This window comes from Pseudomonas sp. NPDC096950 (genome assembly GCF_044762525.1).
Taxonomy (GTDB): Bacteria; Pseudomonadota; Gammaproteobacteria; order Pseudomonadales; family Pseudomonadaceae; genus Aquipseudomonas.
In genome coordinates this window covers 184,643-209,924 of sequence record NZ_JBIWEL010000005.1, presented here as the reverse complement: position 1 = coordinate 209,924, position 25,282 = coordinate 184,643, and the positions used below count along the sequence as shown (strand labels likewise).

Annotated in this window: 25 protein-coding genes; 20 read left to right on the top strand and 5 right to left on the bottom strand. The window is 48.7% G+C overall.

Annotation, left to right across the window (positions count from 1 at the left end; genetic code table 11):
• Nucleotides 1–596: 596 nt before the first annotated feature.
• Entirely contained in the window at nucleotides 597–1,742 is a 1,146-nt protein-coding gene (locus ACIQY3_RS11830; protein WP_403019516.1) for a hypothetical protein, read from the bottom strand.
• 659 nt (nucleotides 1,743–2,401) lie between these two features.
• Between ACIQY3_RS11830 and ACIQY3_RS11825 the strand changes: the two genes are divergently transcribed.
• From ACIQY3_RS11825 to ACIQY3_RS11805, 5 genes are all read left to right on the top strand, one after another.
• On the top strand, nucleotides 2,402–3,175 hold the full coding sequence (locus ACIQY3_RS11825; RefSeq protein WP_403019514.1) for a type IV secretory system conjugative DNA transfer family protein: 774 nt from the start codon (nucleotides 2,402–2,404) through the stop codon (nucleotides 3,173–3,175).
• Nucleotides 3,163–4,374 carry a type IV pilus twitching motility protein PilT gene (locus ACIQY3_RS11820; protein WP_403019513.1) on the top strand — a complete coding sequence of 404 codons (1,212 nt, stop codon included), beginning with the start codon at nucleotides 3,163–3,165 and terminating at the stop codon, nucleotides 4,372–4,374. Before ACIQY3_RS11825 ends, ACIQY3_RS11820 begins: the two co-directional genes overlap by 13 nt.
• The gene (locus ACIQY3_RS11815; protein ID WP_403019512.1) at nucleotides 4,371–4,679 is read left to right on the top strand and encodes a hypothetical protein; all 309 of its coding nucleotides are present in this window, start codon (nucleotides 4,371–4,373) and stop codon (nucleotides 4,677–4,679) included. Before ACIQY3_RS11820 ends, ACIQY3_RS11815 begins: the two co-directional genes overlap by 4 nt.
• Nucleotides 4,680–4,688: 9 nt before the next feature.
• Nucleotides 4,689–5,732 (top strand): plasmid segregation protein ParM domain-containing protein, encoded by a 1,044-nt coding sequence (parM, locus tag ACIQY3_RS11810; RefSeq protein WP_403019511.1) that lies wholly within the window; start codon nucleotides 4,689–4,691, stop codon nucleotides 5,730–5,732.
• A gap of 291 nt (nucleotides 5,733–6,023) precedes the next feature.
• A complete protein-coding gene (locus tag ACIQY3_RS11805; protein ID WP_403019510.1) occupies nucleotides 6,024–6,146 on the top strand; it encodes a hypothetical protein in 123 nt (40 codons plus the stop codon).
• Between the two features lie 140 nt (nucleotides 6,147–6,286).
• Here the strand turns inward: ACIQY3_RS11805 and ACIQY3_RS11800 are convergent, their stop codons facing one another.
• Nucleotides 6,287–6,730 carry a hypothetical protein gene (locus ACIQY3_RS11800; protein ID WP_403019508.1) on the bottom strand — a complete coding sequence of 148 codons (444 nt, stop codon included), beginning with the start codon at nucleotides 6,728–6,730 and terminating at the stop codon, nucleotides 6,287–6,289.
• 99 nt (nucleotides 6,731–6,829) lie between these two features.
• On the opposite strand from ACIQY3_RS11800, the gene ACIQY3_RS11795 reads away from it, so the two are divergent.
• Entirely contained in the window at nucleotides 6,830–7,390 is a 561-nt protein-coding gene (locus tag ACIQY3_RS11795) for a hypothetical protein (protein WP_403019507.1), read from the top strand.
• 4 nt (nucleotides 7,391–7,394) lie between these two features.
• Nucleotides 7,395–7,673: a hypothetical protein gene (locus ACIQY3_RS11790; protein ID WP_403019506.1), complete on the top strand. Its 279-nt coding sequence runs from the start codon at nucleotides 7,395–7,397 to the stop codon at nucleotides 7,671–7,673.
• Nucleotides 7,674–7,802: 129 nt separating this feature from the next.
• Here the strand turns inward: ACIQY3_RS11790 and ACIQY3_RS11785 are convergent, their stop codons facing one another.
• Nucleotides 7,803–10,100 (bottom strand): DotA/TraY family protein, encoded by a 2,298-nt coding sequence (locus tag ACIQY3_RS11785; protein ID WP_403019505.1) that lies wholly within the window; start codon nucleotides 10,098–10,100, stop codon nucleotides 7,803–7,805.
• Nucleotides 10,097–10,579: a hypothetical protein gene (locus ACIQY3_RS11780; protein ID WP_403019503.1), complete on the bottom strand. Its 483-nt coding sequence runs from the start codon at nucleotides 10,577–10,579 to the stop codon at nucleotides 10,097–10,099. Before ACIQY3_RS11780 ends, ACIQY3_RS11785 begins: the two co-directional genes overlap by 4 nt.
• Nucleotides 10,580–10,661: 82 nt before the next feature.
• Between ACIQY3_RS11780 and ACIQY3_RS11775 the strand changes: the two genes are divergently transcribed.
• Genes ACIQY3_RS11775 through ACIQY3_RS11755 form a run of 5 tightly spaced genes read left to right on the top strand, consistent with a single transcriptional unit; the run spans nucleotide 10,662 to nucleotide 16,295 of the window.
• Complete coding sequence (locus ACIQY3_RS11775) at nucleotides 10,662–11,159, top strand: hypothetical protein (protein WP_403019501.1); 498 nt, start codon at nucleotides 10,662–10,664, stop codon at nucleotides 11,157–11,159.
• Nucleotides 11,156–11,767, top strand: coding sequence for a hypothetical protein (locus ACIQY3_RS11770; RefSeq protein WP_403019499.1), 612 nt, complete (start codon nucleotides 11,156–11,158; stop codon nucleotides 11,765–11,767). The genes ACIQY3_RS11775 and ACIQY3_RS11770 overlap by 4 nt, the downstream gene beginning before the upstream one ends.
• Nucleotides 11,745–12,812 carry a hypothetical protein gene (locus tag ACIQY3_RS11765; protein ID WP_403019498.1) on the top strand — a complete coding sequence of 356 codons (1,068 nt, stop codon included), beginning with the start codon at nucleotides 11,745–11,747 and terminating at the stop codon, nucleotides 12,810–12,812. Before ACIQY3_RS11770 ends, ACIQY3_RS11765 begins: the two co-directional genes overlap by 23 nt.
• Before the next feature lie 18 nt (nucleotides 12,813–12,830).
• Nucleotides 12,831–14,351 carry a hypothetical protein gene (locus ACIQY3_RS11760; RefSeq protein WP_403019496.1) on the top strand — a complete coding sequence of 507 codons (1,521 nt, stop codon included), beginning with the start codon at nucleotides 12,831–12,833 and terminating at the stop codon, nucleotides 14,349–14,351.
• Nucleotides 14,352–16,295: a hypothetical protein gene (locus tag ACIQY3_RS11755; RefSeq protein ID WP_403019495.1), complete on the top strand. Its 1,944-nt coding sequence runs from the start codon at nucleotides 14,352–14,354 to the stop codon at nucleotides 16,293–16,295.
• Between the two features lie 10 nt (nucleotides 16,296–16,305).
• On the opposite strand, the gene ACIQY3_RS11750 is transcribed toward ACIQY3_RS11755, so the two are convergent.
• Nucleotides 16,306–17,484, bottom strand: coding sequence for a hypothetical protein (locus tag ACIQY3_RS11750; protein ID WP_403019494.1), 1,179 nt, complete (start codon nucleotides 17,482–17,484; stop codon nucleotides 16,306–16,308).
• Nucleotides 17,485–17,850: 366 nt separating this feature from the next.
• Here ACIQY3_RS11750 and ACIQY3_RS11745 point away from each other — a divergent pair, with 366 nt between their 5' ends.
• Genes ACIQY3_RS11745 through ACIQY3_RS11710 form a run of 8 tightly spaced genes read left to right on the top strand, consistent with a single transcriptional unit; the run spans nucleotide 17,851 to nucleotide 25,277 of the window.
• Entirely contained in the window at nucleotides 17,851–18,564 is a 714-nt protein-coding gene (locus ACIQY3_RS11745; protein ID WP_403019493.1) for a DotI/IcmL family type IV secretion protein, read from the top strand.
• The gene (locus tag ACIQY3_RS11740; protein WP_403019491.1) at nucleotides 18,561–19,529 is read left to right on the top strand and encodes a DotH/IcmK family type IV secretion protein; all 969 of its coding nucleotides are present in this window, start codon (nucleotides 18,561–18,563) and stop codon (nucleotides 19,527–19,529) included. Before ACIQY3_RS11745 ends, ACIQY3_RS11740 begins: the two co-directional genes overlap by 4 nt.
• Nucleotides 19,530–19,539: 10 nt before the next feature.
• On the top strand, nucleotides 19,540–20,829 hold the full coding sequence (locus tag ACIQY3_RS11735; protein WP_403019490.1) for a DotG/IcmE/VirB10 family protein: 1,290 nt from the start codon (nucleotides 19,540–19,542) through the stop codon (nucleotides 20,827–20,829).
• Nucleotides 20,830–20,831: 2 nt separating this feature from the next.
• Complete coding sequence (locus tag ACIQY3_RS11730) at nucleotides 20,832–22,193, top strand: hypothetical protein (RefSeq protein ID WP_403019489.1); 1,362 nt, start codon at nucleotides 20,832–20,834, stop codon at nucleotides 22,191–22,193.
• A 13-nt stretch (nucleotides 22,194–22,206) separates the two neighbouring features.
• Nucleotides 22,207–22,788 carry a hypothetical protein gene (locus tag ACIQY3_RS11725; protein WP_403019487.1) on the top strand — a complete coding sequence of 194 codons (582 nt, stop codon included), beginning with the start codon at nucleotides 22,207–22,209 and terminating at the stop codon, nucleotides 22,786–22,788.
• An 11-nt stretch (nucleotides 22,789–22,799) separates the two neighbouring features.
• A complete protein-coding gene (locus tag ACIQY3_RS11720; RefSeq protein ID WP_403019485.1) occupies nucleotides 22,800–23,219 on the top strand; it encodes a hypothetical protein in 420 nt (139 codons plus the stop codon).
• A gap of 10 nt (nucleotides 23,220–23,229) precedes the next feature.
• Nucleotides 23,230–23,949 carry a hypothetical protein gene (locus ACIQY3_RS11715; protein WP_403019484.1) on the top strand — a complete coding sequence of 240 codons (720 nt, stop codon included), beginning with the start codon at nucleotides 23,230–23,232 and terminating at the stop codon, nucleotides 23,947–23,949.
• On the top strand, nucleotides 23,949–25,277 hold the full coding sequence (locus tag ACIQY3_RS11710; RefSeq protein ID WP_403019483.1) for a hypothetical protein: 1,329 nt from the start codon (nucleotides 23,949–23,951) through the stop codon (nucleotides 25,275–25,277). The genes ACIQY3_RS11715 and ACIQY3_RS11710 overlap by 1 nt, the downstream gene beginning before the upstream one ends.
• The last annotated feature ends 5 nt before the right edge of the window (nucleotides 25,278–25,282 follow it).

Genomic DNA, 25,282 nt, shown 5'->3' with positions numbered 1-25,282 from the left:
TCGCTCGGCGTCACCTTCAGCCGGTACCGGTTTCTCCTCATGCGCAGCATGACTCGAAACCTCGCGTGGCACGATGCACCACGTTGGCCTGTGATCGTCATCGCGCACTGACGACCTCGATCACTCCAGGTGAGGGTGGGGTGGATTTTTTGCGCGCCGGCCTCGCTTCGCTCGGCGTCACCTTCAGCCGGTACCGGTTTCTCCTCATGCGCAGCATGACTCGAAACCTCGCGTGGCACGATGCACCACGTTGGCCTGTGATCGCCATCGCGCACTGACGACCTCGATCACTCCAGGTGGGGGTGGGTGGATTTTTGCGCGCCGGCCTCGCTTCGCTCGGCGTCATCTTCAGCCGGTACCGGTTTCTCCTCATGCGCAGCATGACTCGAAACCTCTCGTGGCACGTCGCACCGCGTTGGGTGACGACCGTCTCGGCGCTCTGTTTACGGCTATCTGATTGAGAAGGGGGATGGGTGTGACTTTTCGCGCGTCCGCCTCGCTGCGCTCGGCGGTGAGCTATGCGCCAGCCCTATGATCTACCACAACGTTTTACGCTTCGCGTAACACATCAATCCGTTTCAATCCCCGGCAGCACCTCAACGCATGAAGAACCCTGCTACCCCATCACGTCGCTCTACCACGTCCTCAGGCTCTTCGTTTCCGAGTTGAAGCAAGCCTTGCCTCGACATATGTGCCATCGGATTGTGTCTTCGATCCCACAGGGATATTTCCTCGGCATCGCCTGGCCAAGCCTTCGGCAACGAGAAATCATACGTCCGAGAATCCCGCGTCCTTGGCCCGTAGTACTTCTGATTCGTCAGCATTGAATGCCCCAGCAACGCCGCCAATTCGAAACGGGTATACCTTCGTGATCTCCGGATCTCCTCGGCAAAAATATGGCGGCAACTGTATATCGCTAACGAGACTCCCTCGCCGCCGACTTTCTTCTTCGCTGCCGAGGAAAGCTCTTCGTGAACGAAAATCGCCGGGTCATCTTTGATTTTTTTCCAAACCCTCGCCAAGGTCTTTCTGCATCGGTCATAGAATCGCCGGAAACCTTCATCATCCTTTGGCACTAGTTCCATGAATCCGCGCAACTGATCGATCTGATCCGCACTCCATTCGTTCAGGACTAACAGCCTATACCCCCGAAGTGGATTATCTTCCCGACGTTTGTCTTGTTTGGCCGTGACGACATGCATCACAGGGCCCAGCGTAACAACCGTGTGCGGATCGTAATATTGCTCATGGATCTCCGCATGCTGCCATTCCACCGGCCGCAGCCCGGTCATCATCGTCGATATCAAAAACAACGCGGTTTCGATACCGCTGGCGTATTTTGCGGTACCGGATTTCCTCGTCCCCGAGAGCTCGGTCAAGACCACGCGCATACTTTCTTCTGGCATGTATGCGTAGTAGGTGTCGTTTGTACGGACGCCGCCCACCCGAACATGCTCGGCTACGAGGGAAGCTTCTTCGGAGTCGAGATGAAGCGCTTCATCTCTGCTACCGGTGGGTATCCAGAACCGTATCCTGTCAGCCTCGGGATGTTTTGTGTGCTCCAGATAAGCGGCTAACCATTTTCGGTAGCACTTTGCAGTCGTTGCCGAGAGATCCGGCGCTTTCTTATTCAGCCACTCAATCAGTCCGTCAAGCGACTCATCAAGAACTTCGTTTCCGAGGGATTCCTCTCGATACCGAGAAAGAAGCCCCATTGCTCTGGATTTGATGGCCTCATCCATTTGTTTCAGACCTCGTACTGATCACGATGACACCCTCGACAACGATTTATATGTCGGCGGCGAGTCGGCGTGTACGCATTGGGTTGTACCACCCCAATACCTACCCCCCGAATAGAGATGGGACACTTTAAGAGCGTCCAGAGGCCGGTACCAAACCAACCATCCAGAGCGCACAACCCTGTCTGTCCAGTGACAGGTACAACGGAATAATACCATTTTAAAAAACGAATTTTGCGCCCTGATTTTGTCCCTTTGTAGATCAGTACCTCAAGGTGCTGGCTACGCCAGGGGAGGGGCGAAGGGCTGGAAATGGTTTCCATTGACCGCCATGAATGTTGGAAACAATTGGTTTCCGGTTTGACCTAATCGACGCGTTCGCAAAAAGAGAGGTGTGAACCACTAAAGCCCATATTGAAGCAGCCTTTCAGGGCGTTCTGGGCAATTTGGGCGGGACGGGAGGGGAGGGCAGCATGGAGTAAGGGCGTAGTGGCCAAAATGGCCAAGACGGGCTAGCCGGGCCCAGGCAGGCAATAATTCTTGGGTTGCCTGATCAATTTGGGCAAATTGGCCAGCAGGGTCAAAAAGGGGGCAGATAGTTGTTTGAGGGGTGTTGTCGGTATAGAATGACTACGGATTAATTATTCAATAAGAGAGTCACGATGGATTTTCAAACTGCTCACATTCCTCCGCCGAGCACGCAAGCAAAGCCACCTGAGCTCGTGCAGCTGGAGTCTTTGCGAGGTGGTGATATGGGGGAGGAAATCGATCTTGGCGGTGGAAAAGGCCTGCGTGTGAAAGCCTTGCGACAAGAGGCGATGCGGTCAGGTGCGCAAAGCGGGCTTGCTTGGCGTTATGGATTGATCATGAGGTACCTCAACAAGAACGAACCCGAGATGAACGTGGTGTTCAATTTTGCCGGATTCGTTAACGATGGCCGAGTGTTGATTCCCTGCGTTCTCAAAACCCCTAATTTGTTCATAAACGATGAGGAAAAGGGGGAGGTGCGGGAGGTCAAAGAGCAGATCACTATCGCGGCCGAAGCAAAACTGATCTCTGTTGTTCCCACCTGGCGGGACTACCTTTGGCAGGAATACTCCTATCCGGAACCACCTCACCACTCCTTGAGGCCTCGCACCGACGCCGAGGTAAAAGCATGGGAAGATGGCGTCAAAGAAGGTTGGAGCGCCGGGGTGTCTCAAGCCGATATGATTTACAGCGACCGGCTGGCTGCACTTGAAAAAGATGTGGCTTGTCGGAACACGTATAAAGTGCTGGTTGATAATGGCGCAATCTCTCCAGCCGCTCTCAAGGTCGTCAACAACCAGGTGACGTTCAACGGCCGCTCGATGAACGTAGGTGAGGTCATCTACACGATTTCGGGCAGCGCGAATTACAAGCAAGCATCCGAGTGGAAGCCTATATGGACTCGGTAGCCAATGTTCTTCCCTTTGTCGATTTTTCGGGGTTGAGCTTTGAAGAGTCGATCACCAGGGTGCAGCTTCCATTTTCAGAGCCACATATATACAGACGTGAAGATCTGTTTGAGCTTTTGAAGCATGCCTTTTCCATCAAGGCTGAGGACGTATTCCTTTCAGTTGGCTATCCAGCGTCTGTAATGTGGTCAGAAAGTGTTCACTACATAGGCTTACGCCCTTTGCATTATCAGGAACTGGGCGACCTGCTGAACGACATGTTGAAGGATGATAACGCTCGCTTGGACTTAAGCCGTGGTAGTGATCGCGACTTCACTTATGCCATTGAGGTTGACCGAGGCACCTATTTGCGGTTCCGGGTCAATGTCACCGGCTGCCTGGGCCCTTGGCAAGGCGAAGGTCTGGACATCACGTTTAGACCGATGGGTAAATGTCCTCCGACCCACGATGAGCTCGGCATTCCAATTGAACTGCAAAACATACTCACACCGAAAATTGGTTTGATACTGGTCTGTGGGCCTACCGGCTCGGGTAAGACAACTCTCCTTGACTCCACGGTGCGGGAACTCGCAACTCAGCCGAATGGGCGTCGGATACTCACCTACTACCAACCAATCGAAAATGATCTTCATGCTATTCCAGATCAGACCGGTGTGATTGCCCAAACGGAGATCAACGAATTACACGGTGGTCATCTGCATAGCTTTGGGTTAGCAGGTCGAAACGCTCTGCGCCGTCACCCACATGTCATTGTTTACGGTGAGGCCCGTGACCGAGAAACAATTGATGCTGCCGTCACATCCGCTCGTACGGGCCACTTGGTCTACACAACCACCCATACATTGAGTGTGGACAGTGCGATCCCACGGATGGCCGATGAGTTTGGCGAAAATGGCCGTGTTCGAATCACCAATGCGCTCATTACAAGCTGTCGAGCCATCGTTCACCAGCGGCTTCTTCGCACGCCCACAGTTGGCCGTGCTCCGGTCAGATCGTGGCTGGAGCTAACTCAAGACATCCGATCCGATCTTATACGAACACCTATCGATGCCCTGCCACGCAAAATGGCGAATTACGTGAAAGAGCGTGGAAGGGCTTTATGGGTAGATGCCTGCTCACAATACGAGAAGGGACTTATTCATGATGATGAAATGGTGATGTTGGAGAGCGAGATAAAGGAAGAGGAGGCATCTTTATGATCGTTCAGCGATTGGAGGATGAGGACGGCCCCGTTATCGCGGCTCATGCATCAAAGCAGTCAAAAATCTCTTTCAAGATTTTTGAAGCGCACACGTCAGCGATGATCCCTGTACTGCTTTTGCCAGTCTTCCCGTTTTTAATAACTGTGAAAATCGTAGCTGCCTCATTTTTTGCACTAGTGCTTCTGGAGCGGCGCGGATGGACGCTTGGAATTGCTTACAAACGATTACGAACTCGCCTTGCCGGAAAGTACCGGTACCGATTAACAGCTCGCGCGATCCTTCGCCGTCATAAAATTAATTAAGGAATTCTCATGTCGAAGAAAACCCCAGAGATCACCAACGTGGTGAATGACAATGGCTATGCTGCGCATAAGCTCGCCTGGTTCGAAAATGGCGAAATCAAAACCCTGAAGGTACCAACACTCATTGAAATGGGGCATCGAGCGGACGCCGTGGGGACGCCAATCGATACCTACCAGGTCGACGGGCAGTTATATTTCTGTGGCGCGTCGGTGCGTACACCTCTTCAGCTTCGCAATGAAGGCTATCCAACCAGCGTTGCCAACCGTGTGCTTGTAACACACGCCTTGGTGAAAGCGGGGCTCATCAATAGACCTATAAAGCTGGGCGTCACTCTTCCATTTCGAGATTATTTCAACGAGAAGGGGGTGATCCGGGCTGATCGTAAAGACTCGACGATTTCGAACTTCGTGGGCCATGACCGAAAAGTGATAGTAGAAGGTAAGGTCGACCAGATAGTCGATATTCGTGAGGGCACGTGTTTCTCGGAGGCTCTTGCCGCATATTTCGATTTTGCTTTCAACGATAATGGAACGATGACCAAGGGCGGCGAACTCGTGACGGGGCATGTTGCGGTCGTTGATATCGGGGGTAGCACCACAGACGTTGTTTCCTTGAACGTTGACAGCAGCGGTTTGATGATTGATCAGCAACACTCCGGTACCGAGCGGGTGGGTGTACTCGATGCAATTGACGCATTGGAAAAGCTGATGAAGGAACGTTTGGTCGCAGAGAAGGTTATTGAAGATGGTCTGGACAGTGCCCTGCCGACCCAAGTCGTGCAAACAGCCCTGGAAAAAGGTCAAATTTACTATCAGAGCTCGACGCGCGACATGACTAGCGAGCAGGAGCAAGCCTGTCGTGGAACAGCTGAGCGCATTACCAATTACGTGAAAACCAAGTTGGCAAACATAAATGCCTACCAGGCAATCATCATTGTGGGCGGTGGTTCAATTGTCTTCCGTCAGTGGTTGCAAAAAATGTTGCCAAACGCTGTCTTCCTGGACGAGTTCTCGAATGCACGTGGAGCTCTCAAGTACATGCAATTTTGCTGAGAGCGAATGGTATTCCTATGGAGCATTTAGACTTCCGAAAGCGCGTTCGATTCTCAGCACCAGAACATGCCACGAGTCCAGAATCAGAGCTGCTGCGTCGATTGGTATCCAATCTTAAGAAGCTTGACGATTTGGGGTTGGCAGATGATTACATCAAAAGGGCTGTGTTAGAGAAATTTAGTCGGGAGTCAAATGCGGGAGAGTTTGGGCAAACTCTTCATGCCGGCTCACCTATACAGCCTGATGCCGGGGCTATGAACGTCCGCAACCAGCAACCTGAAAGAGAAGTTGTTGCTCCAGCGTTATCGCCCCAGCCTGCACCTGCACCTGCACCTGCACCTGCACCTGCACCTGCACCTGCACCTGCACCTGCACCTGCACCTGCACCCGCCTACGAAAATTTGTCATCAGTGACATCTGAGGTGGGTCGGGAGGTGAATCGACCAGGGGCAGAGCAGATCCTGCACGCTGTAACTGACATTGCGCCTGTGCAGGGAAGCGAAGATAGGCGAATACCGAGAACTTTCCAAGTCATGTAAGAGGGAGCGGCTTAGTTAGCCGCTCTTTTTTTTCATGCTTAGAAAATGGTTGAGTGAGGGGCCCTCGTTCTCAACAAGGATAGAGCAGACTTCGTTTCGGTAAAGATGCCTTGACCAGTCCAAGGACTGTATTGCGCACTCGATCTGACGAATCAAGATTATTTGATCCTTTGTCAAAAGAATTGTTATCTGAGATTCTGGAACAAGATAGTCATCAGTTGGCCATTTAGCTTGCAGCTCTTCAAGAGTCAAAATCTTTAATGGAGGTCGATCAGCGAATTGATCGAGGAGAAACCGGAACCATGATGCCCTGGATGCTTTCTTCCCCGTAACCTGTGCCTGCAATTTAGCACCTTCGTCAATCTTTCCGAAGGCGGTCGCTGTGAAGGTGAGGGTGATATAGCTAGCATCACCGAGGCTCTTACGACCGGCGTTACTGCTTGGACTTGTTATGGGCATTAGAACCTCCTCCAAAATATTTAGCCAATTCTACAATATTTCATTGCTTAATCAAGTCATGCCAATTACAATGCTTGCGTGTGATAGGAGAATATCGTTATGACTAGTGAAGTGATTCGGGAAACGCTGAATAAAATTGCCACCGCCCCGGCCGAGGAGCGCGTGAGTTGCCCTTGGGAGAAAAGCTACTTTTGGACTGTCGACGGCAGGGTAGGGGCGTTTGCTGCACTCAGCACGGGCAAGTTGTCGGTTCGTGGAAACCCAGGCAAATGGTCTTGGTACCTTGGTCGAGAATCCCAGCATGCATTCTGGAAAATTCATTCGACACTTGTGACCCTCCTGATTGCATACACGATTCTGTTTGTTAACTACCGTTTCTTATCGGGTGTCGTTCACAACGGCTACGGCGGAACGCACATGTTTCTCATGGATACTGTTTTTTCCAATCCAGTGCTCAATGACTGGGTGGGTTTGGTTTCAACGGTGTTTCTAGCTGCATGGTTGGCCCCAAAAGCATACTTTTTTACAAGTTTGGGAATGGGCGCTGAAATGGTTATGCCTTCAGGCAAGTGGAATGGAATGGGTTTGGTTTCTGTTTCCGGCCTAGCCGGTGCGATCGGCTTTGCGTTTGGCTACGGCATGAGAATATTTGGAGCTTAAGGTTATGATCACAATTTTCATGAAAGAGTACTTGCTCGGCCTGGTTTGCTTTTACATTGTGGCGATCCTGGTTGGTAAATTCCTGTCTTTGGGTGCGTGGCGCTCGATCCATAACAAGGCATTTTCATCCCAACTTTTGCGAGGCGAGGTTTTCAATCGCTCAAGCTTCTCGCGCTCTGGGCCACACGGTGGTGGTTCGTCGAATGCCGGGTTTGGCTGGTTGGTGATCATCATCTCGTTGATCTGTATCGTGATCTTCATCCCAATGGAAATGTCCCACTAATAGTCGCCAGGTTGAAAAATGCTGAGTAAAAAAAAAGCCCCTATGCTGGGGCTTTTTGTTGGGCGGGATTTTTAAACAATACGAGTACATTGCTAAAGAGGAGGCTACGCTGCCATAGCCCACTCAGAATCAAGCATTCGTAGGTGCTTTTGGTGCACCGCCAGTTGGTTTCGATCTGGTAAGCGCTCCACCAGCCTGCTCGCCCTTCGTACCGAGCATGACCATGTTGCTTCGGGTTTGTTGCTCTGCGCCGCTGTCTCCAGTGACTTCTTGGCCACCATTGACCCATCGAAGTCCTTTCTCAAACATTTCGTTGGGTAACGAGAATATTCGTACCATCCCCGTATACGCAAAGATTGCCACCAATCCAATTGTGCCAAGCTGGATTGTGAGCATTGCAGGGCCATGCACAACTACTCCGCGTAGATATTGAATCATCATTTCAACAAAAACACCCAGCGGCCGCAGAGCTAGGAAAACCGCCAGGAAGGCCGATACACGGATGGTGGGGGCCATGAATAATCCGATCATCAGCATATAACCCTGCCGGGTGTGCTCCGTCCCCCATCCCTCCTTTTCAGCAGTGCCATGGGCGGCGAGCCAAGTCGGGCTGATTAGCAAGCATTCTATGAAAAAGAGGAACCACGAAATAACACCCATGAACCAAAACACAAGGGGGATCGTAGGCAGGACAACCGCAAGGATGAATCCCACGATAATGAGGTAGAGGATAATTTGGCCAAGAAACTCAGCTAAATCCCCAATAATGCCAACTAAAGTCGTAGCAGCGAATGTCGATACACCAGCTAGCCCAGCCTTAATTAAGTTGCCCACACCAGGAATAATTCCGACTGTGTTCCCAACTGTGTCAGCTGTCTTTTCTACAGCTTTCAGCGCCCCAATCGCGATGTTCTTGCCAATGATCCTGAGCCATACCAGCGTTTCAGCAGTTGTATTCAGGGCTGCCCCGTAGTATTGCATATTGACGAGTAGGTCTGAGTTGCCTCCGTCGAAAGCCATGCTCTCGAACAAATAGGAGCTTACGCGGTATATGAAGACCTTAGGCCAATCAAAGTTGCCATCCGCCCCCGCGTCCGCGATAGATAGGTCAGGAACATTGTTGAGTGAGTATTTCCCCGAGTCACCCGCTGCCACCTTACGTGCCAATCCGCCAAGGCGTTGGCTGATTTCAGCAAGACGGACATCCTCAGTCCAATCTTTATCTAAAGCCGGTGGTGTATATGTGGCTTTGAAGGCTGCACCGAGAGCGTTGACGCGTGACTGACTAACGTTCACTTGCCAGAAGATGGTTCCGAGTCCGACCCAACCCATTTGTTTGGTTTGCTCGGCCCAGTTTCCACCTGATACGGACTCAGCATTCATGTTCACATATTTTTGAATCGCACCGGCCACGAGCTGGTTGTACTGCGTGACTGCTGAACTGTAGGTTCCAACTGATCCGGATATTTTTCCGGCTACCTGGGCTTGGGCACTTTCATATGTACTTTGAGCCGATTCACCCTGCTCCTGTAGGGCCCGAAGTGCTCCCTCGTCGCTCAAAATTGCGTCAGCAATCGATGAAATCTTTGGCTTAAGACTCCGAATGATGTTGCTTTGCGCGGTTAATAACTCTTGGGTAGGAAACGCACGAACATTTCCGAATTCAACGTATCGGTCCGATTCACCTACAGACTCTTTTGCGAGGGTAAAGGAGATCGACCCGCAATATCCAAGCCGGGGATTATTCTTCGTAAAGCCCTCGGCTACTTCGTTGTAGTCATAAGATAGCGACGTTCTGTAGAGATCCCCGACCGAGGACTGATTTTGATTGGCGACTATGGTGTTGCTATTTGTATAGCCGTTGATGTATTTCTGGCAGACCTCGCTCGAAACCCAGTCGAGTATGAATGAGCTACCGTCAGGCACCGATGACGGCTTATACGCTCCGAAATTATATAGGTAATCGATACCAACAGCTTGAACTGCCCCTCCCACGGCATTTCCTTTTTCCGCTACGGTAATGACCCCATATTGGATCATCGAGTAACCACCACCACTAGGTACTGGAATCAGGAGGATAAGAGCTGTGGAAATCCTGATGGGCATCCAGAAAGAAGAGATAACTTGGCCACCAGGAGTACCCTTGTTTGCGGTTTGAATTACGTAGGTTGCGCCTCCGAGAACCGTAAGCCATCCCATCATGCAGAGGGCGATGGTGTTGAGATATCTGGAGATTGTGCTAAGCAGGGAAGGGGTGGTGTAAGAGTCATACCCGCCCCCCGCGATAAATTTGATTATCTGCTGTCCCAGGTCTTCGCTTAGGGTCAAATGGGCAAGAGCATTGATCTCTCCGGATAGCCCTTGATCTGCATGAGCTATACCTGTCATGAAAACAGAGAGGAGGAATATTCTCACTAAGAAGGTCAAGATTGCCTTCCTTGAGCTTCTCTGGAAGACAGCTCATTCCGGAAAACAGAAAGTGACTTTGCGCTGATGAGAATACGCATCCCTAGATACAGAGTCAGGGGTACGCTTACAAGCAGGTAGTCATTGGTACCGATTCTGCCGTACTGGACAAGGAGCGCAATTCCCCGCCCAAGATTCATCAAAGTCCACAACAGTGCTGGAATGGCGACTACGAGTATGAAGCCATGGCCGAACACAGACCTAGCCAAGACATCCGTCTCCAGATCTGCGGCAGGCGTCGGCGTATAGCCAGAACGTGCTGACTTGAGCACTTGGCGAAGCAGGGGCATGGAAGCGCGATTCCGGACAATCGCAGCATTTTTTTTCAGTCGCTCCCAACCCACATACCACACCAAGAATCGCCCGAATCTCTTGGTGCGCGAGGGTTTTTCTGCGTCAGTCGAAGCTTGAGGTGCTTCCTGCACAGCATGTTCAGTCATGGGTGACGTCCTGTAGGTTTGGAATCGCGTAAACTCTGGTATAGGATAACCATACCAGAGTTTTTATCAATGAGACTTATGCATGAACGGTGAGAATGCTCGTGCTCGGCAGCTACTCGGCTCAGAGGAGCTGGCCGAATACTGGATGGGCGTGAGCGGCCCCCTCGGTAGATTGCTTGCACAGATGGATGAACGGGACGAGGGCTTCACTGTTGATCCTGATGAGCCTTTGCTTGAGCTTTTGCTCAAATTCATCGAGTTGGTAGAGGACAGTCGATTGGCTGAGGCTTTCACCACCGGGCAGAACGTAGGGAATATTGCTGAGCTGCTTGCATTGTTGGAATCGAGCAGGTTTTTACGTGTTGTTGAAATGATGGAGCGGCGACATTCGGGTGTAGTCCAGCGTTTAATTAACGCTTTATCCCGGCTAGGCGGTACAGCTGCAAAATATAGTAGCCTCTTTTACGAGCGTCTTATAATCATTCAACGAAACGAATTACTTGCGTTGGTATTTTCGCCTGAACGTTCAAAAAGGATATTCAGTGACATTCAACTTGTAAAGCAGGGAATGGAAGAATGATTATTTTTAGAGTGTTGGCTATCTTAGGCATTCTCGCGCTAAGTTTTACCGCCCAGGCAGCATCAACCGTTGACTGTGACTTAGACAACGTTATGAAAGAACAGCGAAAGAAGATGGACGACCTTAGCCTTAAGGTTTATGACCAGTACATGGGGAAAACGATTAAAAATGCCCCGACTGCAAAGAGCGCTTCTTGCTTGCCCGCATTGGACGCACTGGATGCATTGATTCGCCTGAGAATACCTTCGGTAGGTGGAGCTATGGGGGCTATATTTACCAAGGTTCGAGATATGGCATGCACTGCTGCTAACAACTACATTCAGTCAATCGCGGATCAGGCACAATTTAACGTCAGTGATCCGATTGGGATTGTTGGTATTGGAGTAGGTGGTACCACCGATGGAACCGGTGGGTTGCAAACTGACCAATATGACTTCGGTAAAGTAGTAGAAAATGCTGCTTCAAGCGCAGCTGGTAGCGTAATTAATGGGGCCAAAGGTAATGCGACCCAGATTATCAAAGGTATCCCATCTTCCCCGGCGAATCGCACACCGAGAGTCGAAAACACGATCCGTAACGAGGTGAATGATGCTATCAAAGGCCTGTAAGTTATCGCTTCTTGGGATAGCGCTCACTACTGCGATGAGTATTCAAACCGCTGGGGCAACAGGTATTCCGGTTTACTGTTACAACTGCCAAGAGGCTACGAACAACGCAGCCCATTCCATACTCGATGGAATACGTTCTCAGACAGAGGCGCTGGTGAACGCCATGGACTATGTTGCAAGGCTGGAAGGGAGGATTGATCAGCAGAAAGCCGTTGCTGATTCGAAAATCAAAAACAGCTATGCAATGGAGCCATCGCTAGGCGCGAAGCCGCGCGCTGCATGTGGTCAGTATGCAGCTGCTGGCCTACGCTCCAGCGGAGCCAGCGGCGGCAAAAAAGTCTCTAAGGCTTTCAGAAACTGGACGAAGCGGTCGAATGCTAAAGCATCACAGCTCGCACCAGGTGAGCCTAAAATGGACTATTTCGTCAAAGACATCCTGACGAAAATGGATGAGGACGACTACGATTCGTTTGAGTTGGCAATGCAGGATGATCCTATTCCTGTAACAAACACAGCGGACGTAACAAAGAAACGTGATGATCTGCAACTCTTACTTAACCCTTTTCCAGTAACGTTGCCAACACAGCAAGAAATTGATCGTATCAAAAAAAATGGTACACCTAACGAGAAACAACAATTAGCGCAGTCCATCGTACTCAACAGGCGAATGGAAGTAGCGCATGGTGTTCTAAACGAAAAATTCCAAAGCAACCTTCAGAGCATTGACGCTAAAGATGTCAGGTACATGCTGGATGATGTTAAGGACTTTTTATCAGACGAAGATAAGAAGCTGTTGGCTGGAGATAAAATAAGTCCAGCTCAACTGGATGAGCTGATGGCGACGTATCGCATCAAGTCACCTAAATGGTTTACAAGTATCGCGACCAATGCAAGTCCTGAAGGTTTGCAACGTGAGCAAGTTTTCTTACAGGCTGAAATTCTCAATCAGCTTTATTCGTTAAAAACTGAAGTGAAAGCTAGTAACAGACTTTCAGCTGTAGATATAGGTCGTAAAATTTCTCAAGATGGCATGCAGGCAAAGTAACTTATGGAGACCGCAATAATGGGTGACGAATTGAGAGTAACAAACGAAGAGTTCCCTGAGTCCTTGCCTGTTGTGCCAGATGACATGTTGACTGGTGAGGACATAGCAGCTTTCTCTCCAACTGGTGTGCAGGCACTGACTGATGCAGAGGAGTCATTGGCAGATTCAGCAATCAAAATCGAAGAAGCGCAGAAAACACTTGAGATGTTAACTGCGGATGATATAGCGGTGTTTGTGCAAGGGCTCGCTGAGCCAGCATTAGAAATACCTAGGGGCGAGCTAGAGATTGTCGAGCCAACTACCTTGACTCAAGAGTTTGATATGGTGGCAGATGACTTGGCGGCACATCAAGGAAACCTTGGTGATATCCGTGATAGTTTTGATCAATTAAATGCTGACTTTCAAGAGCATCTGCTCGGTGAACAAGCGGCAGAGATGGGGGAAAGTACTTCAACTCTTAATCAGTTAGGCGAGCAGAAACAGACCTTCGAGCTCCCACCGATCAAAACACCGATTGACTTGAATAGTGAAGCTTTGAAGGCACTAGAGTCTTCAATGCATGTTCAGCTCGGGCTACATGGGCTGGATAGTCATCCGGAAGATCCAGCTGTTGACCTGAAAGATCTAGAAAGCATTAGCGGTCAGGAACCCTCGCCCGAACTGGGGGATGTTGCAGGCGGCGATTTCACTGGGTCAAGCGCGCGTGAATCACTTCTCTCTGGTGGGAACATGTTGGCCAAGATCGATCCTGGCTTTATCAGCGCCGAGGAAGGATCCAAGGAAAATGACGAAGATGCGATCCTGGACGATGATTCCGATCAGGTTTTTTCTGATGAGCCGAAAAAGGTTACTAAAAAGCAACCAAACGCCAAAGTACCAAACCAACGCCAAGATGATCAGGAACCGATGGTGCCGCAGGCGCCGAATGCATTGGCAGGCCTGAGCATGCTGGTGGGCGCAGTCGGTATGGCAGGTGCCAAGCTGTTCAATGTACTCGGCAACGGTGTTGAGGCTGGCTTTGACGCTTGGAAGGAATACCGTGGGCGTCGTAATGCAGAGGAGTACTTTTCAGCATTTAATAATGTGCAAGCGAGCCTCAAAGCAGTCAAAGAGGGAGTTCTAGGAAAGGCTTTAGAGACCTTGCCACCAGAGGAGCACGCCGGAGTTTTGAAGCAACTCCTGGAAGGGGATAATAACGCGGCCGAATCCTTTGCAGACTTAATTGTAAGTATGGATAAAATGCGGGATTCCGCTCGGAAATACGTGGCACACCATATCAAATCAGGTGAAGACCCTGAAATAGTCATTGATGAAGCTTTGAAGCCAATCGCGAAACTAACCGAAGATAATAAATCTCTGTTAGAAAAGCTATCCCATAACGGGCAAAATCTTCTATCAAAGATGGACGGAATCAGTAACGGACTCATGAACCTGGTGCGTGATCTTATTCAGAATATTGCAAGGGCGGTCAGTTTGAACCTAACAGGATCAGGTTCAACAAGTCCAGCGCCAGTCTCGAAAGGTATGGGGATGTCGTAAGTGTTGTTCACACGCAATCGACTTTGGGCTAGGCATTCACATGCTATTTTCACAGCGGTAGTTGTCAACTCAGAGATTTGCACAATCATAGCGAACGCCCCAGATTCTTGGGGCGTTCAGCTATTAGCATTAGGTTGCTCAAAACTTGATGAGCACGAATGGTTTTATCCTTCGCTTTTTACCCAGAGCCAATTTTACACGATAGATCCAGCAGTTCAGCTTTATCAAATGAGCAACATGCGCTCTTCGGCGCTCAAGCTACAACAATTTGATGAGCTGCGGAATACCAAGGATGTGCCAGAAATATTGAGTCTATCAAAAAGAGCGAGAGCTCTTATCCAGCAAGATTTGTATTTCAAAACCAGTGTCCTTTTGACGAATGGACAACTTGATTCAATACTCGAAAGTCACGCTCTGGGGATTAATGGTGAGCAGTTTAATGATGTATTTTCTGCTATAGATTTTGCAGATAGACGATACTCAAAGTCTAATTCAGATGGGCGAAAAGACAGCGCCAGTAATTCAAGTTCAATTAAATACCTGTTACAACAAAAACTGAGTAGCTTCGCCGCCAACACAGAGAATCGTATAACAAGCCAGTTAAGGATAGTTAGTTCTGAAAATTTTGGTAATAGAGGTCGATATTTTAGAATATCAAGAAACGTTCACGGTCAGCAGAAGCTAGAGCTAACCAGAGAATCAGATTCATATACGCGCTATACACCTATTTATAGACCGCTCACAACAGATGTGACCGAACAAAGTATTAAGCTTGATGTCGAGGCTCTTTTGCATTCAACTCGGCTGAACGCTGCGATGTTAGACAATATCAACAATTTGTTGCTTGCCTCAACGGAAGCCGTTCCTACCTTGGCAATTATTGAAGATTTAGAGGGCGAGACACGCGCAGCAAGTTCTAGTGATCGTTCAGTTGTTATTGAAAGTGCGTCACTCATAGATCTATTTGGGATTTACTCAAACTTAACAGTTGTTAAGTGCCAGTCAGATGTGGGGAGTAGTATGTTTATTGTGCTGCTGCGTTGCACAGTAAAAAAGCAGAAGCACGCCAGAAATGCGACCATTGAGTGGCTTCCTCTAATCACAATATCCAAAATCGAAGATGTTCGGAACTTTGGCTTAAAGCAGCTATGGGGTATGTGGCTCGAAAACAATTTAATGCATATCGAGTCTGCGGTAAATTCGGGTCAAATTTCGAATGCTGAGCTTAAAAGCGCAAGAGCAATAACTAACCTCTTTAATAGAGTTAAATGTTATAATGATTACAATTGCATGAGATTAAAGACAAGCATCCCATGGTTTGACACGCTTAACAGGGAAGCCAATGCCTGGATTGCAAAATCTTTTCTGAAACGCCTAGCTTCGGGTTCGAGGGCTGTTGTTGTGGTCAAACGAAAGGGTAAATATCTTGAGATAAATGATTACAACGGTTCAAGCGATGGCATGTCTGAGCAGTCAGTGTTAATAAGTGAATTGTTCAGTGTGACCGAAGAAGATCTAGTCTGCGTTGTTGGTATGGATCATATTGTTTTCGAAGAAGTCGTAAACAATGATGTGAGACTTAGCTATTTGTCTTTTTCTGAAATGATGGAAAAAGGGTGGAGGCCCGGAAAGATAGCATTGTATGCTGAAACTGAGCGAGTATATCGAAGGCTAGTCAAAGCTGAGTCGCTTTTAGGGCAGTTCGCTCAGTTTGATCTGGAAATCGTTCTAGTAGATTTATTCAAACATAACAGTGTTGGTTTAAACGATCTGGTTACTCAGGTTTTATCTGCTTTTGATGTTTTCCAGTCAAATAGATCCGATAAGGTCGAGCTGTTTGGGGTTTGCCTCGCTGAATTGATGACGTTGCCTGGGCGAATGCAGCTCGACGATTACCTTAGAGGAATAGATTGGCCAGCCCTAATTCAAACAAGAGCTGGCTGAACTCTTTGGCCTAACCTTGTGGATCTGCGCCACCAAGGAGAGGGAGCAAATCACTTTCCTCTGGTTCGCCGCTAATCACTTCGACCTGTCCCGTGGCGGGGATTTCAAATGCGACGTAAGGTGTGCCAGCTGCTTTTGAAGAAGATTTGAGGATTTTCAGAAAGGTGAGAGCGTTTGGTTGTGGTCGTTCATAGTCAGCTTTCTTAAGCGATCTGAATTGATCAGCATATTTCTGAACATCGAAATTGTCGTTCATCATTTCTGAGAGTAACGATAGACCTTCTTCGGGATTTTTCTCAGCAACCTTCATGACAAGGGCAGTCATGGCATGGCCGGACGTATTTGTGAACATAGGTACCCAATGCCACTGGATGCCATATTTCTCAGCGAGTTCGCCGCTCTTCTTGAACAAACTCTGGCAGTGGGAACAAAGGGGATCAAGAAGTACATAAACAGCCCGGCCTTTACCTTCGGACACTAGGGCTGGGAGAGCCTTCATGGCCTGAAAAACCTCCGTGGGGGTATTGAACTTTGTGTCTACTGGTGATGAGTTCGCCTGTTGCATTGTTGCTTGAGAGTTCGTATCCACCGGTGGGGGACTTGCTTGAGGGGCTTGCGCAGTTCGAGGGGTAGAGGCGGCCGCACTGGAGGGCATATCTACTTGGCCATTTTCAAAATTTTCAACCTGTTCAGCGGTAGGAACTCCAACGCGCGATCTTTTGTCGAGCATAGGGCCGTTCAAAAGCTCTTCACCGTTTGGAAGAACATACATGAAGCCGGTGTTGCCTAGGATCGACAGATCAACCTCCAGCAAGCAAACACTAGCACCTGGCGAAAGGATCACACGGTCATAACCGTAGATTTTCACATCTTTGAATACTCGTGTGATCAGCCGTTCAGCCTTCTTTTCATCCGCGATGATTGAGCATTCTACTGGCTTCTGCGAATCCGATTTAGGCGGTTCGGGAAGGGTGGATGACGCAGTAGTACCTGAAGCGGGGGGAGCGATTTGTGCGGCCGATGAATTCGACTGTTCTGGGGAAGTTGCTTTCACGGATTCAGATTTCACATGCCCATCGCCGGCTTCATCAGGCTTTGTGGGCGAATTCTGGTGATTATAGATAAAGGTAGCCGCACCCGACAAAGCAACCCCTATGACCAAACCGATAACCGCGCTTTTAGTGTTCATTGAAGACCTCAAAAAAATACCGTATTCGTATACTACACCAGAGAAAAATTATGAGATACCATGTGTACCAAATTGAGGGTGGCACATGTATCTCCACGAATTTGTTCAGAATCTGCCTTGGGGTGAAAGGGATGCGTTCCGTGAAAGGCTTGCGCTAGCTCACCAATGCTCCGTTTCCTTGGTGAAGAAGTGGGAGGCTGATAGCCCGCATTCTTGTCAGTGGGATCAAGCCAAAAAAAGAGCCCTTATCCGGCGTCACCCAAGCGATCTGGCATCAATTGAGCTGACGGAAAACCTCACAAATACCCAGGTTACTAGGCATTTTCTGCGGCCTGAATGCTGGCCATTGCCTAAAGAGAATGCGTCATGACCCAGAGAGAGCAGCTGCCTACCGAAATCAAGCGAACTCCTCCGCCAAAAACGGGAGCGCCTGAAGTAGATATCCTGGATATGTCCGGTGTCCTTGGGTTGCTAGCCGCTGGTAAAGAAGCGCTGACCCGTAAACGTTCAGAAAATATGACCATCATCGGTTTGGTCATAGCGTTGATAATCTCAGGGATCCTCAATCTGGTATTGTTTCATTATACCCCAGAGCCAAAGTTGCTTGGGGAAACCCCTGACGGCCGCATTCGACCCCTCCCTCTGCTCAGTGAGCCTCTCTACAACACAGCTGAAATCCTTGCTTGGTCAGAAAACTGCGTACAAAAAATGTACGGACTTTCATACGTTGATTGGCAGAAGACCGTTTCGAATGAAACGACCTGCTTGTCCGATGCTAACCGTAAGTCTTTCGTCCAATCGCTGAGAGAAATTGGTGCCTTGGATCTTTTGACAGAGGAATTGCAAGGAACAATGTACGCGAGCCCTATGGGCGCAATATTTCAAGGCGCAAAGTTGACTGAGCGCGGATATCAGATGTGGAAAATTGAAGTTCCTTTCAGGCTCCGAATTGATGGGAAAAGACGAGTAAACAAAGAGCTTGTTGCAGTAATGCTTGTACGGCGGGTTTCTTTAAACGTGCGCAGCGACGGTATATGGGTTGATAAATACCAGATTCTGCCAAAGAGGCCTACCCGATGAAGCTGTTAGTCGCGAAATCGCTCTTGTTAGCAGTTACTTTGCTTCCACTTCTCGCCGGGGCGGAGGAGGCAGAACAACCATCACTTGAGCAGCGCCTGGATTCAATAATGGTTGGCAGCCCCAAAGAGGTTTTGGGGATGCGGAAAAAAATTATTACGAAATCTGCGGCCTTCACAGCACCGATAGTCTTCGATACCGAGGACGAGGTACCGCAGGATGTGCTCGATATCGAAGATTCATTCGATATCACTCTTGCTCCAGATACGCCAGCGCCAAAGGTCTTTATATCGAGATACCAATCATCGGCGATCACCTTTATAGACGCCTACGGTAATCCTTGGCCAATAAGAAAAGTATCGAACTTTTTGGGAAATATGATTGAAATTGATCGTGCATTGCCTGAAAAGTCGGGGAAAGAGGGCGAGACAAAAGAGGATCTACTCTCTGATCCACAAGCAGGTTCTTTCACTGTTACTGCCCTGAAGCACGGTGTCACTGGCAACATCACTGTGTACTTGCAAGATCTGGCCACGCCGATTTCGATTCTGCTGGTGGCTAAGCCAGCGATGTACCACAGGCTCGCCACTATGAAAGTAGAGGATGCGGGGCCAAACACTAAATCCCATGATTTATTTACTGACAAGGGCATCACGCTTGGTACAGAGGCCGATATGGATTTGAACCATGCTCTGTACGGTGTTACACCTTCAGGCAGCGAAACTATGGTTGTAGAGGGTGGAGAAGGCCAAGCATGGGTCAAGGGAGATCAGTTAATCCTGCGCACTCCAGTGGCTGTCTTTTCGCCGAAAATTATGAAAGCAACTCCCGGCAACTCAGGTTACATGGCGTACAAACTCCCAGTGACAACGACCGTGTTGGGAACAAATAAAGAGGGTCGGACTGTTACGTTGAAGATTCTCAAGCATCCGGCGACAGCGCTGGATGAACAGATGACTTTTAAGTGAGATTTTGAACGTGGCCAATGACCAAACGATTGTTGACGAAGACTTCGCTGGCCTTAGCGCAAGCCATGCTGATAGGCACGCTTCTGTAGGTGAGTTTGAAAGTGTCGGTGCTGTTACTGGCGGTAAAGCGGTTAAAGGGATCTTCAATAAAGCAAACCGCAAGCGCCTTTGGTTTTATGCTTTCGCTTTTTTTCTTGTTATTGCTGCGATAGTGATTGGCATGGCTACTTTGCCGAACAAGAAAACCGAGCATTCGAATGAGCCCTCTGGCGTTATGCGTACAGGACGTCTCAACCCGGCTGCTAATCCTCACACAAGTGAGCAAATGCGCCAGGAGGCAGATCGTTATAATGAGGAAACGTTGCCAGAAGTTCAGAAAGACAATCCGACCGCGCATCCTGTGATGACTGAGGAGCCAGAAGAGGTTCTGAATCCTTATACCAAGCAGTCGACTTTGAGCAAAGCAAAGAAAATGACTGACGTTGGCGAAACGCAAACGGAGAACCATTCGTCAACAACGAAAAAAGCTGGCAATGTTGAATTACAACAGACTGACAAACTTATTGAGTTATTGATTCAAAATGAAAGTGAGGCTAAGAAGCCTATTTTGTACAAGGTGCAATGGGATTATTCGCCATCAAATTCAGCTAAGCAGCCAGTCCAGAGTCAGGGGCGAAATGCCGTTGCGTATAGTCAAGCCACTGATTCTGAGCTTGCGAACGCAGCTACAACTAAAAAATGTAAACCCGTTGTCCGAGCTGGTTCGCAGTACTTGGCAACCTCAGATCTCGCACTTAATAGCGATGTAGGAGGGCCAGTATCTGTAACACTCAGAAATGGTAAGTTGCGTGATATTCAAATGATTGGCAAATTTGAGCGTAAAGAAGAGTTCTTGCGCATCGAGTTAGATAAATTGGTATTGCCAGAAGAGACAGTATCAATAAACGCCATTGCGTTGGATATAAACACTACATTAAACGCGGTAAGCGGTGAAGTAGACTCCCATTTGCTGTACCGCTACGGCTGGTGGGGATTTGGCACGGTGTTAAAAGCTATTGGATCGGCTGCCGAGAAAAATTCTGATAACAACATCATCATTACTGACGGAACTGTAATTCAGAACACCAAAAAAGACTCTGCGCGTGAAATTAAGATGATGTTGGGTTCGCTGGGTACGGACACTGGCGCGGCATTTCAGGATAGTTTGAACAGGCCGATTACGGTTTCACTTAATGTTGATGACGAGGTAGGTGTCTTTTTTCTTGAAGATGTTTGCCGCAAGACAGCCACGGATATTTGAGAATGAACATGAGCGACCAAAACCCACCATCCCGTGCCGAGCATTCAGATGATCTTGCCGATTATTCGCCAGGTAGCGTTGATAGTCCTACCAGGCCCGAGACCGAACCGACCTTTCATGAATTAGGGCCAGAAACCATCTTGGAAGATGATAAAGAGTTTTCTGCTTATAGCTCTGAAATACCAGAACCGACCGCACCTCAAAGGAAGCCATTTTCAAAAAAAGAAATGCTTCTGATGGCCGTCGGGGGTGTTTTTTTAATCGGAGTCGCCATTTTCCTCGGGAACATTGCGATCGCCAAATTTTGGGGGCATAGCACACCAAAACCGACGGGAGTTAATACGGAGCAGTTTGGAAATACCAATACGAATCAAGGTCGTCCAGGAGCAAATAACAGCCTTCAAGACGCAGAAAACCTAGCTTCAGCGCTGGGCGGTAATAGTTCGCAAAGTTCGTCATCTGGATCGAACGCATATGTTGTACCGTCGGCGTCAGGGGAAGTGGATCTGGAACCCGAAATGGCGGCTGGCCAACCACTCGCGTCACTGCCCGTAACCCAGCAGCAGCCAACGCCTGTCGAGCATTTAAATACCGCCGTGGTCGGAAGTGCTGAAGAGCAAGCTTACGATGATCTTGTTGATCAGGCTTCGAAACTAAACGTGCCTGGTAGCGCAATTAAAATTGATGACAATGTTGTGAAGCAAAACCTTGCAAAACAAGGTGCTGCTGCCGCAGAAGCAAGTGTTCAGCAAGATCGCAAGCAAATTGCTGAGCTGCGGACGTTGACCAACGATCTTCAGGCAACGATGAAATCGCTAAACACAACAATGGAAGCAATTGCAAAAAACCAAGAGCGCGTTACTAAAGAGCAGGAAAGCATTAGTTCCACTTTGGCAAATGTTACTTCTGAAATGAAGACGCTAAAAGGAACCGTAGATGCTAACAAGAAAGATTTCAATTTGTTAGTGGCCGAAGCAGTGAAACGCGCCAAGGGTAGCACCGACGTCAAGGAAGTACGGCCGACGCTTGCAGTTAAGCCTCAGCCAGTGGTCAAGCCTCAATTAGCTAAAGCAACGACTGAGGTCATTAATGTGCAGTTACCACCGCCTCAGAAAGTGGTTGCTCAAACAGCCCCGACATATGAGGAAAACCACAGCCCGGCTGAAAAATGCACTGCCACTAGCGTAAGTTCTAACTGGAGAGTTAAGGGTATTAACAAGACGTCCGCCTACATAGTGAGAGCGCAAGATGGTCAAGGCATGATTGTTCGGAATGGTGAGCAGGTGCCAGGGTTTGGTACAGCTATATCGTTCGACAGATATAGCCGACAGGTTTGTACTACCAACGGCTTAATCAACCGATAGGATATAACACGTCATGCTAGACGGAATAGGTGGACTACCAGGTTTGGAAGGGCTGCAAGGTGCTGCTTATTCCGCCGCCGATATGTTTGTGAATATGTCGGCTGAATATCCAGATTACTTGGATGCAATTTTCTTCATCTTTGCGGGAGTGGGTGTTTTTATAACTCTACCTGCGGTTTTTGAAATTATTAAGAGCGGAGATAATAATAAGCAATACTCAAGTGTCGGATCTATTTCCGCTCGGATGCTATTTGGTTCTTTACTTGTCGATCTTGCATTTTGGGGTAATGTCTTTTGTGACTCACTTTGGTCACTTGATAATCCTCTCGGTATTGAGAGTTACGCGAATGGCGGGGGTGATCAATCACAGATTGCACTATACGCAGTAATTGGATTTATGGTGTTGACCGGATGGGTAACACTAGGAAGGGCTTTTCTCATGGGGGGGAAACTTGGATATGTAACGCCCGATGCTAGGAGCGACTTAATAGGTAGCATAATCTCAAGAGTGGTTGCAGGTTCTGCAATGGTTGCCAGCCTTCACTTGGCTGGTGTTTTTGGTGAGAGCACAGGGTTTTCCCTGATGCCAGGTTGATTGGAGCAATCATGAACATAAGTAAGTTTGTTGTTAAGGGGGTTTCTCAGCGCATTTATGAGGCGGTGGAAAAACAAAGGCAACGTATGGCGAGACTCGTGGCTGTTCCCCTGTTTTTCCTAGTCTCTCAACCTGCCTGGGCTTTGAAAGGGTCTGATTTAACGAAAGGTATTAAGTCAGAGTGGGCAGACTTCGTACAAACCGGTCTATTCATTGTCGCTGGTGTTGGCATTATTACTGCCGCAGTCGGTGCTATCTCGTGGGTAGTTGCTAAACGCAACAATGAGCCGGCCAAGTGGCAGGGTTGGGCGATGTTGGGCGGTGCAGTTGCGATTGTCGTGCCCGTTTTCATTCTGGCGCTCTCTGGCTCTCTCACAGGCGAGCAGGGCAATGCAGATGCCATCATGAATGAAATGGGCGTCAATTTCTAAGGAGTGGGTGATGCTTGATTTAGTGCTAGGTACGGTAGGTCTTCAGGATGCCGCTGGAAAGCTCTTGAAGGGAGCATGGTTGCACCGTGAGGAGCTCCGCCTTCCTGGCCTAGCACTAATCAAGAAGTCTCGCTACATTTGCTCATACTGCGGTGTGGGCTCAAGAGGTTCTGATGCAGTGCCGCATGGGTATATGACACCCATAGATCCAAGCCGGCCGAACTGGTTCTATACCGCAAACTCAACGTCGAGTGCTGTTGCATGCCCGTTCTGCGCCTCAGCACAATGCCTTAACTGGTCAGTTAAAGGTATAACCGTAGGTAGCGGGCAAAAGTCACAAACAGTCGTCCCCGGCATATTGATAAGTTTTCCCTGGTTAACTCAGCGGCAACTTAGTTGGATAGCCCTGCACGCCCTCGCCATAAACTCACGTAAAATAGGTGGTGTTAATGGCCCTATTCACGCTATGTCCAGAGATGTCGACGCGGCGTTGATCGCCACAAATCAAGAACTCATCGCAAATCTTCCCATCTATAGGGGTAATGATTCAGAGTTCGTGAGAGCACTGTCTTTGTTGCCAAACAAATTTTACAAATATCGTCACAAAATAATCGGCGATGTTCGCTGGTGGCCTAATTTATCTTTCTGGCAAAAGGAAGGTGAGTATTTCCAGGCGGCCACCTACAAGACCCTTGAAGAACAATACGCAGCGCAAGCAGGCAGGTCGTGATGGAAACTACTGATTTAAGAGTGGGTATCGCTTTGTATGCAAATGCTCATCCAGATGATCAGGCTGGTAATTGGGCATGTGAATTTAACAAAGAGCCTTTCCCATTCATGAGTGCTAGCGACCTCCCAGCGCAAACGCTGTGGATTACGAATTGCCAGTTTGGCGATCTGAAGCAATTCGGATTAAGTCTTAACCCAAAAATTGCTGACGAGGGTTACTTCCGGACGCGGATTAAGCAACTTATAACAGAACTTGGACTTTCAAACCTCTCGCCTGATAAACAAGCATCTCTTCTAGTGTCTATAGTCGGGAACACGTTGACCATGATTAAGCATCAACTTAATCTGGTTCACATTCCGGCCAACAGTCTTGCACAAGCTGTAGGGCAATTGTTCGGTGTACGAGAAGCCGCGCCCAGGTCAACATTGCTGCAAGTTTCAGAATTGGCATGTCAACGTTATACTCAGTGTGAAAGAGAACGCCGTTTAGAAAAAGTAGAAATTTTTCCGCTTTGGTTTCACCGATTTGACTGGGCCCATGAAATTCTCGGGCAACCACTTCCTACGAGTGAAGATCTTAGTTTAATTCCACAGTCCTCATTGCCGAGGTCTGGGCAAGATGCTGCTCTGCTTGTCGATTGGGCAAAGGAAAATAATTTACCGCTTTTTGCTAAAATTAGAATTAATGCATTAGAAAGCACAGTCGGTCGGCTTTTAAATTATGGAGCAGGCGCCAGTTCTATCAGGGGCGAAACCGCAAGTGGTTCCGGCTATGAATCTCGTAATATGCGCGAGTGGTGCGCTTTGCCTGAACTTTCTGTACTTGCTGGGGCAGGCGAAATTGAGATTTTGGAAGTTGCCGTTGCTAATGGATGGATGAGATCCCCGGTTTCGCTCTTGGCTCATAAGGCTTCTACGGTTTCTTACAGTTACGGTCTGGTTGCAGAAAATCTTTGGGTCGGCCTTACTCGGCGACACAACGATTTTAGGCAATCAAGAACCCTCACCACCGCTTGGATACAAGCTTTGGATCGTATGCGTTGTTTGCTGGCAGCAGAAAAGCTAATCGAGCACGGTATGGATATCGCTAATTATGGGTATGGTCGTATCACAGTGGTGTGCCCTCAGTCTGTCAGATCCAGCATTCCACAGATTGCTCGTGAACTTGGTTTGTTATATCCAGCCTCGCTTGAGGGAATTGCTCCTCTACCGTCGATCAAGGATGATCCTTTTTCTATTATGCAAACATTACTGGCAAGCCGTGATTACGCAAGTTTTGCAAAGGTTGACCAGATTATTTTATCAAATCTTCAGTCTTCCAAAAGCTAATGTGA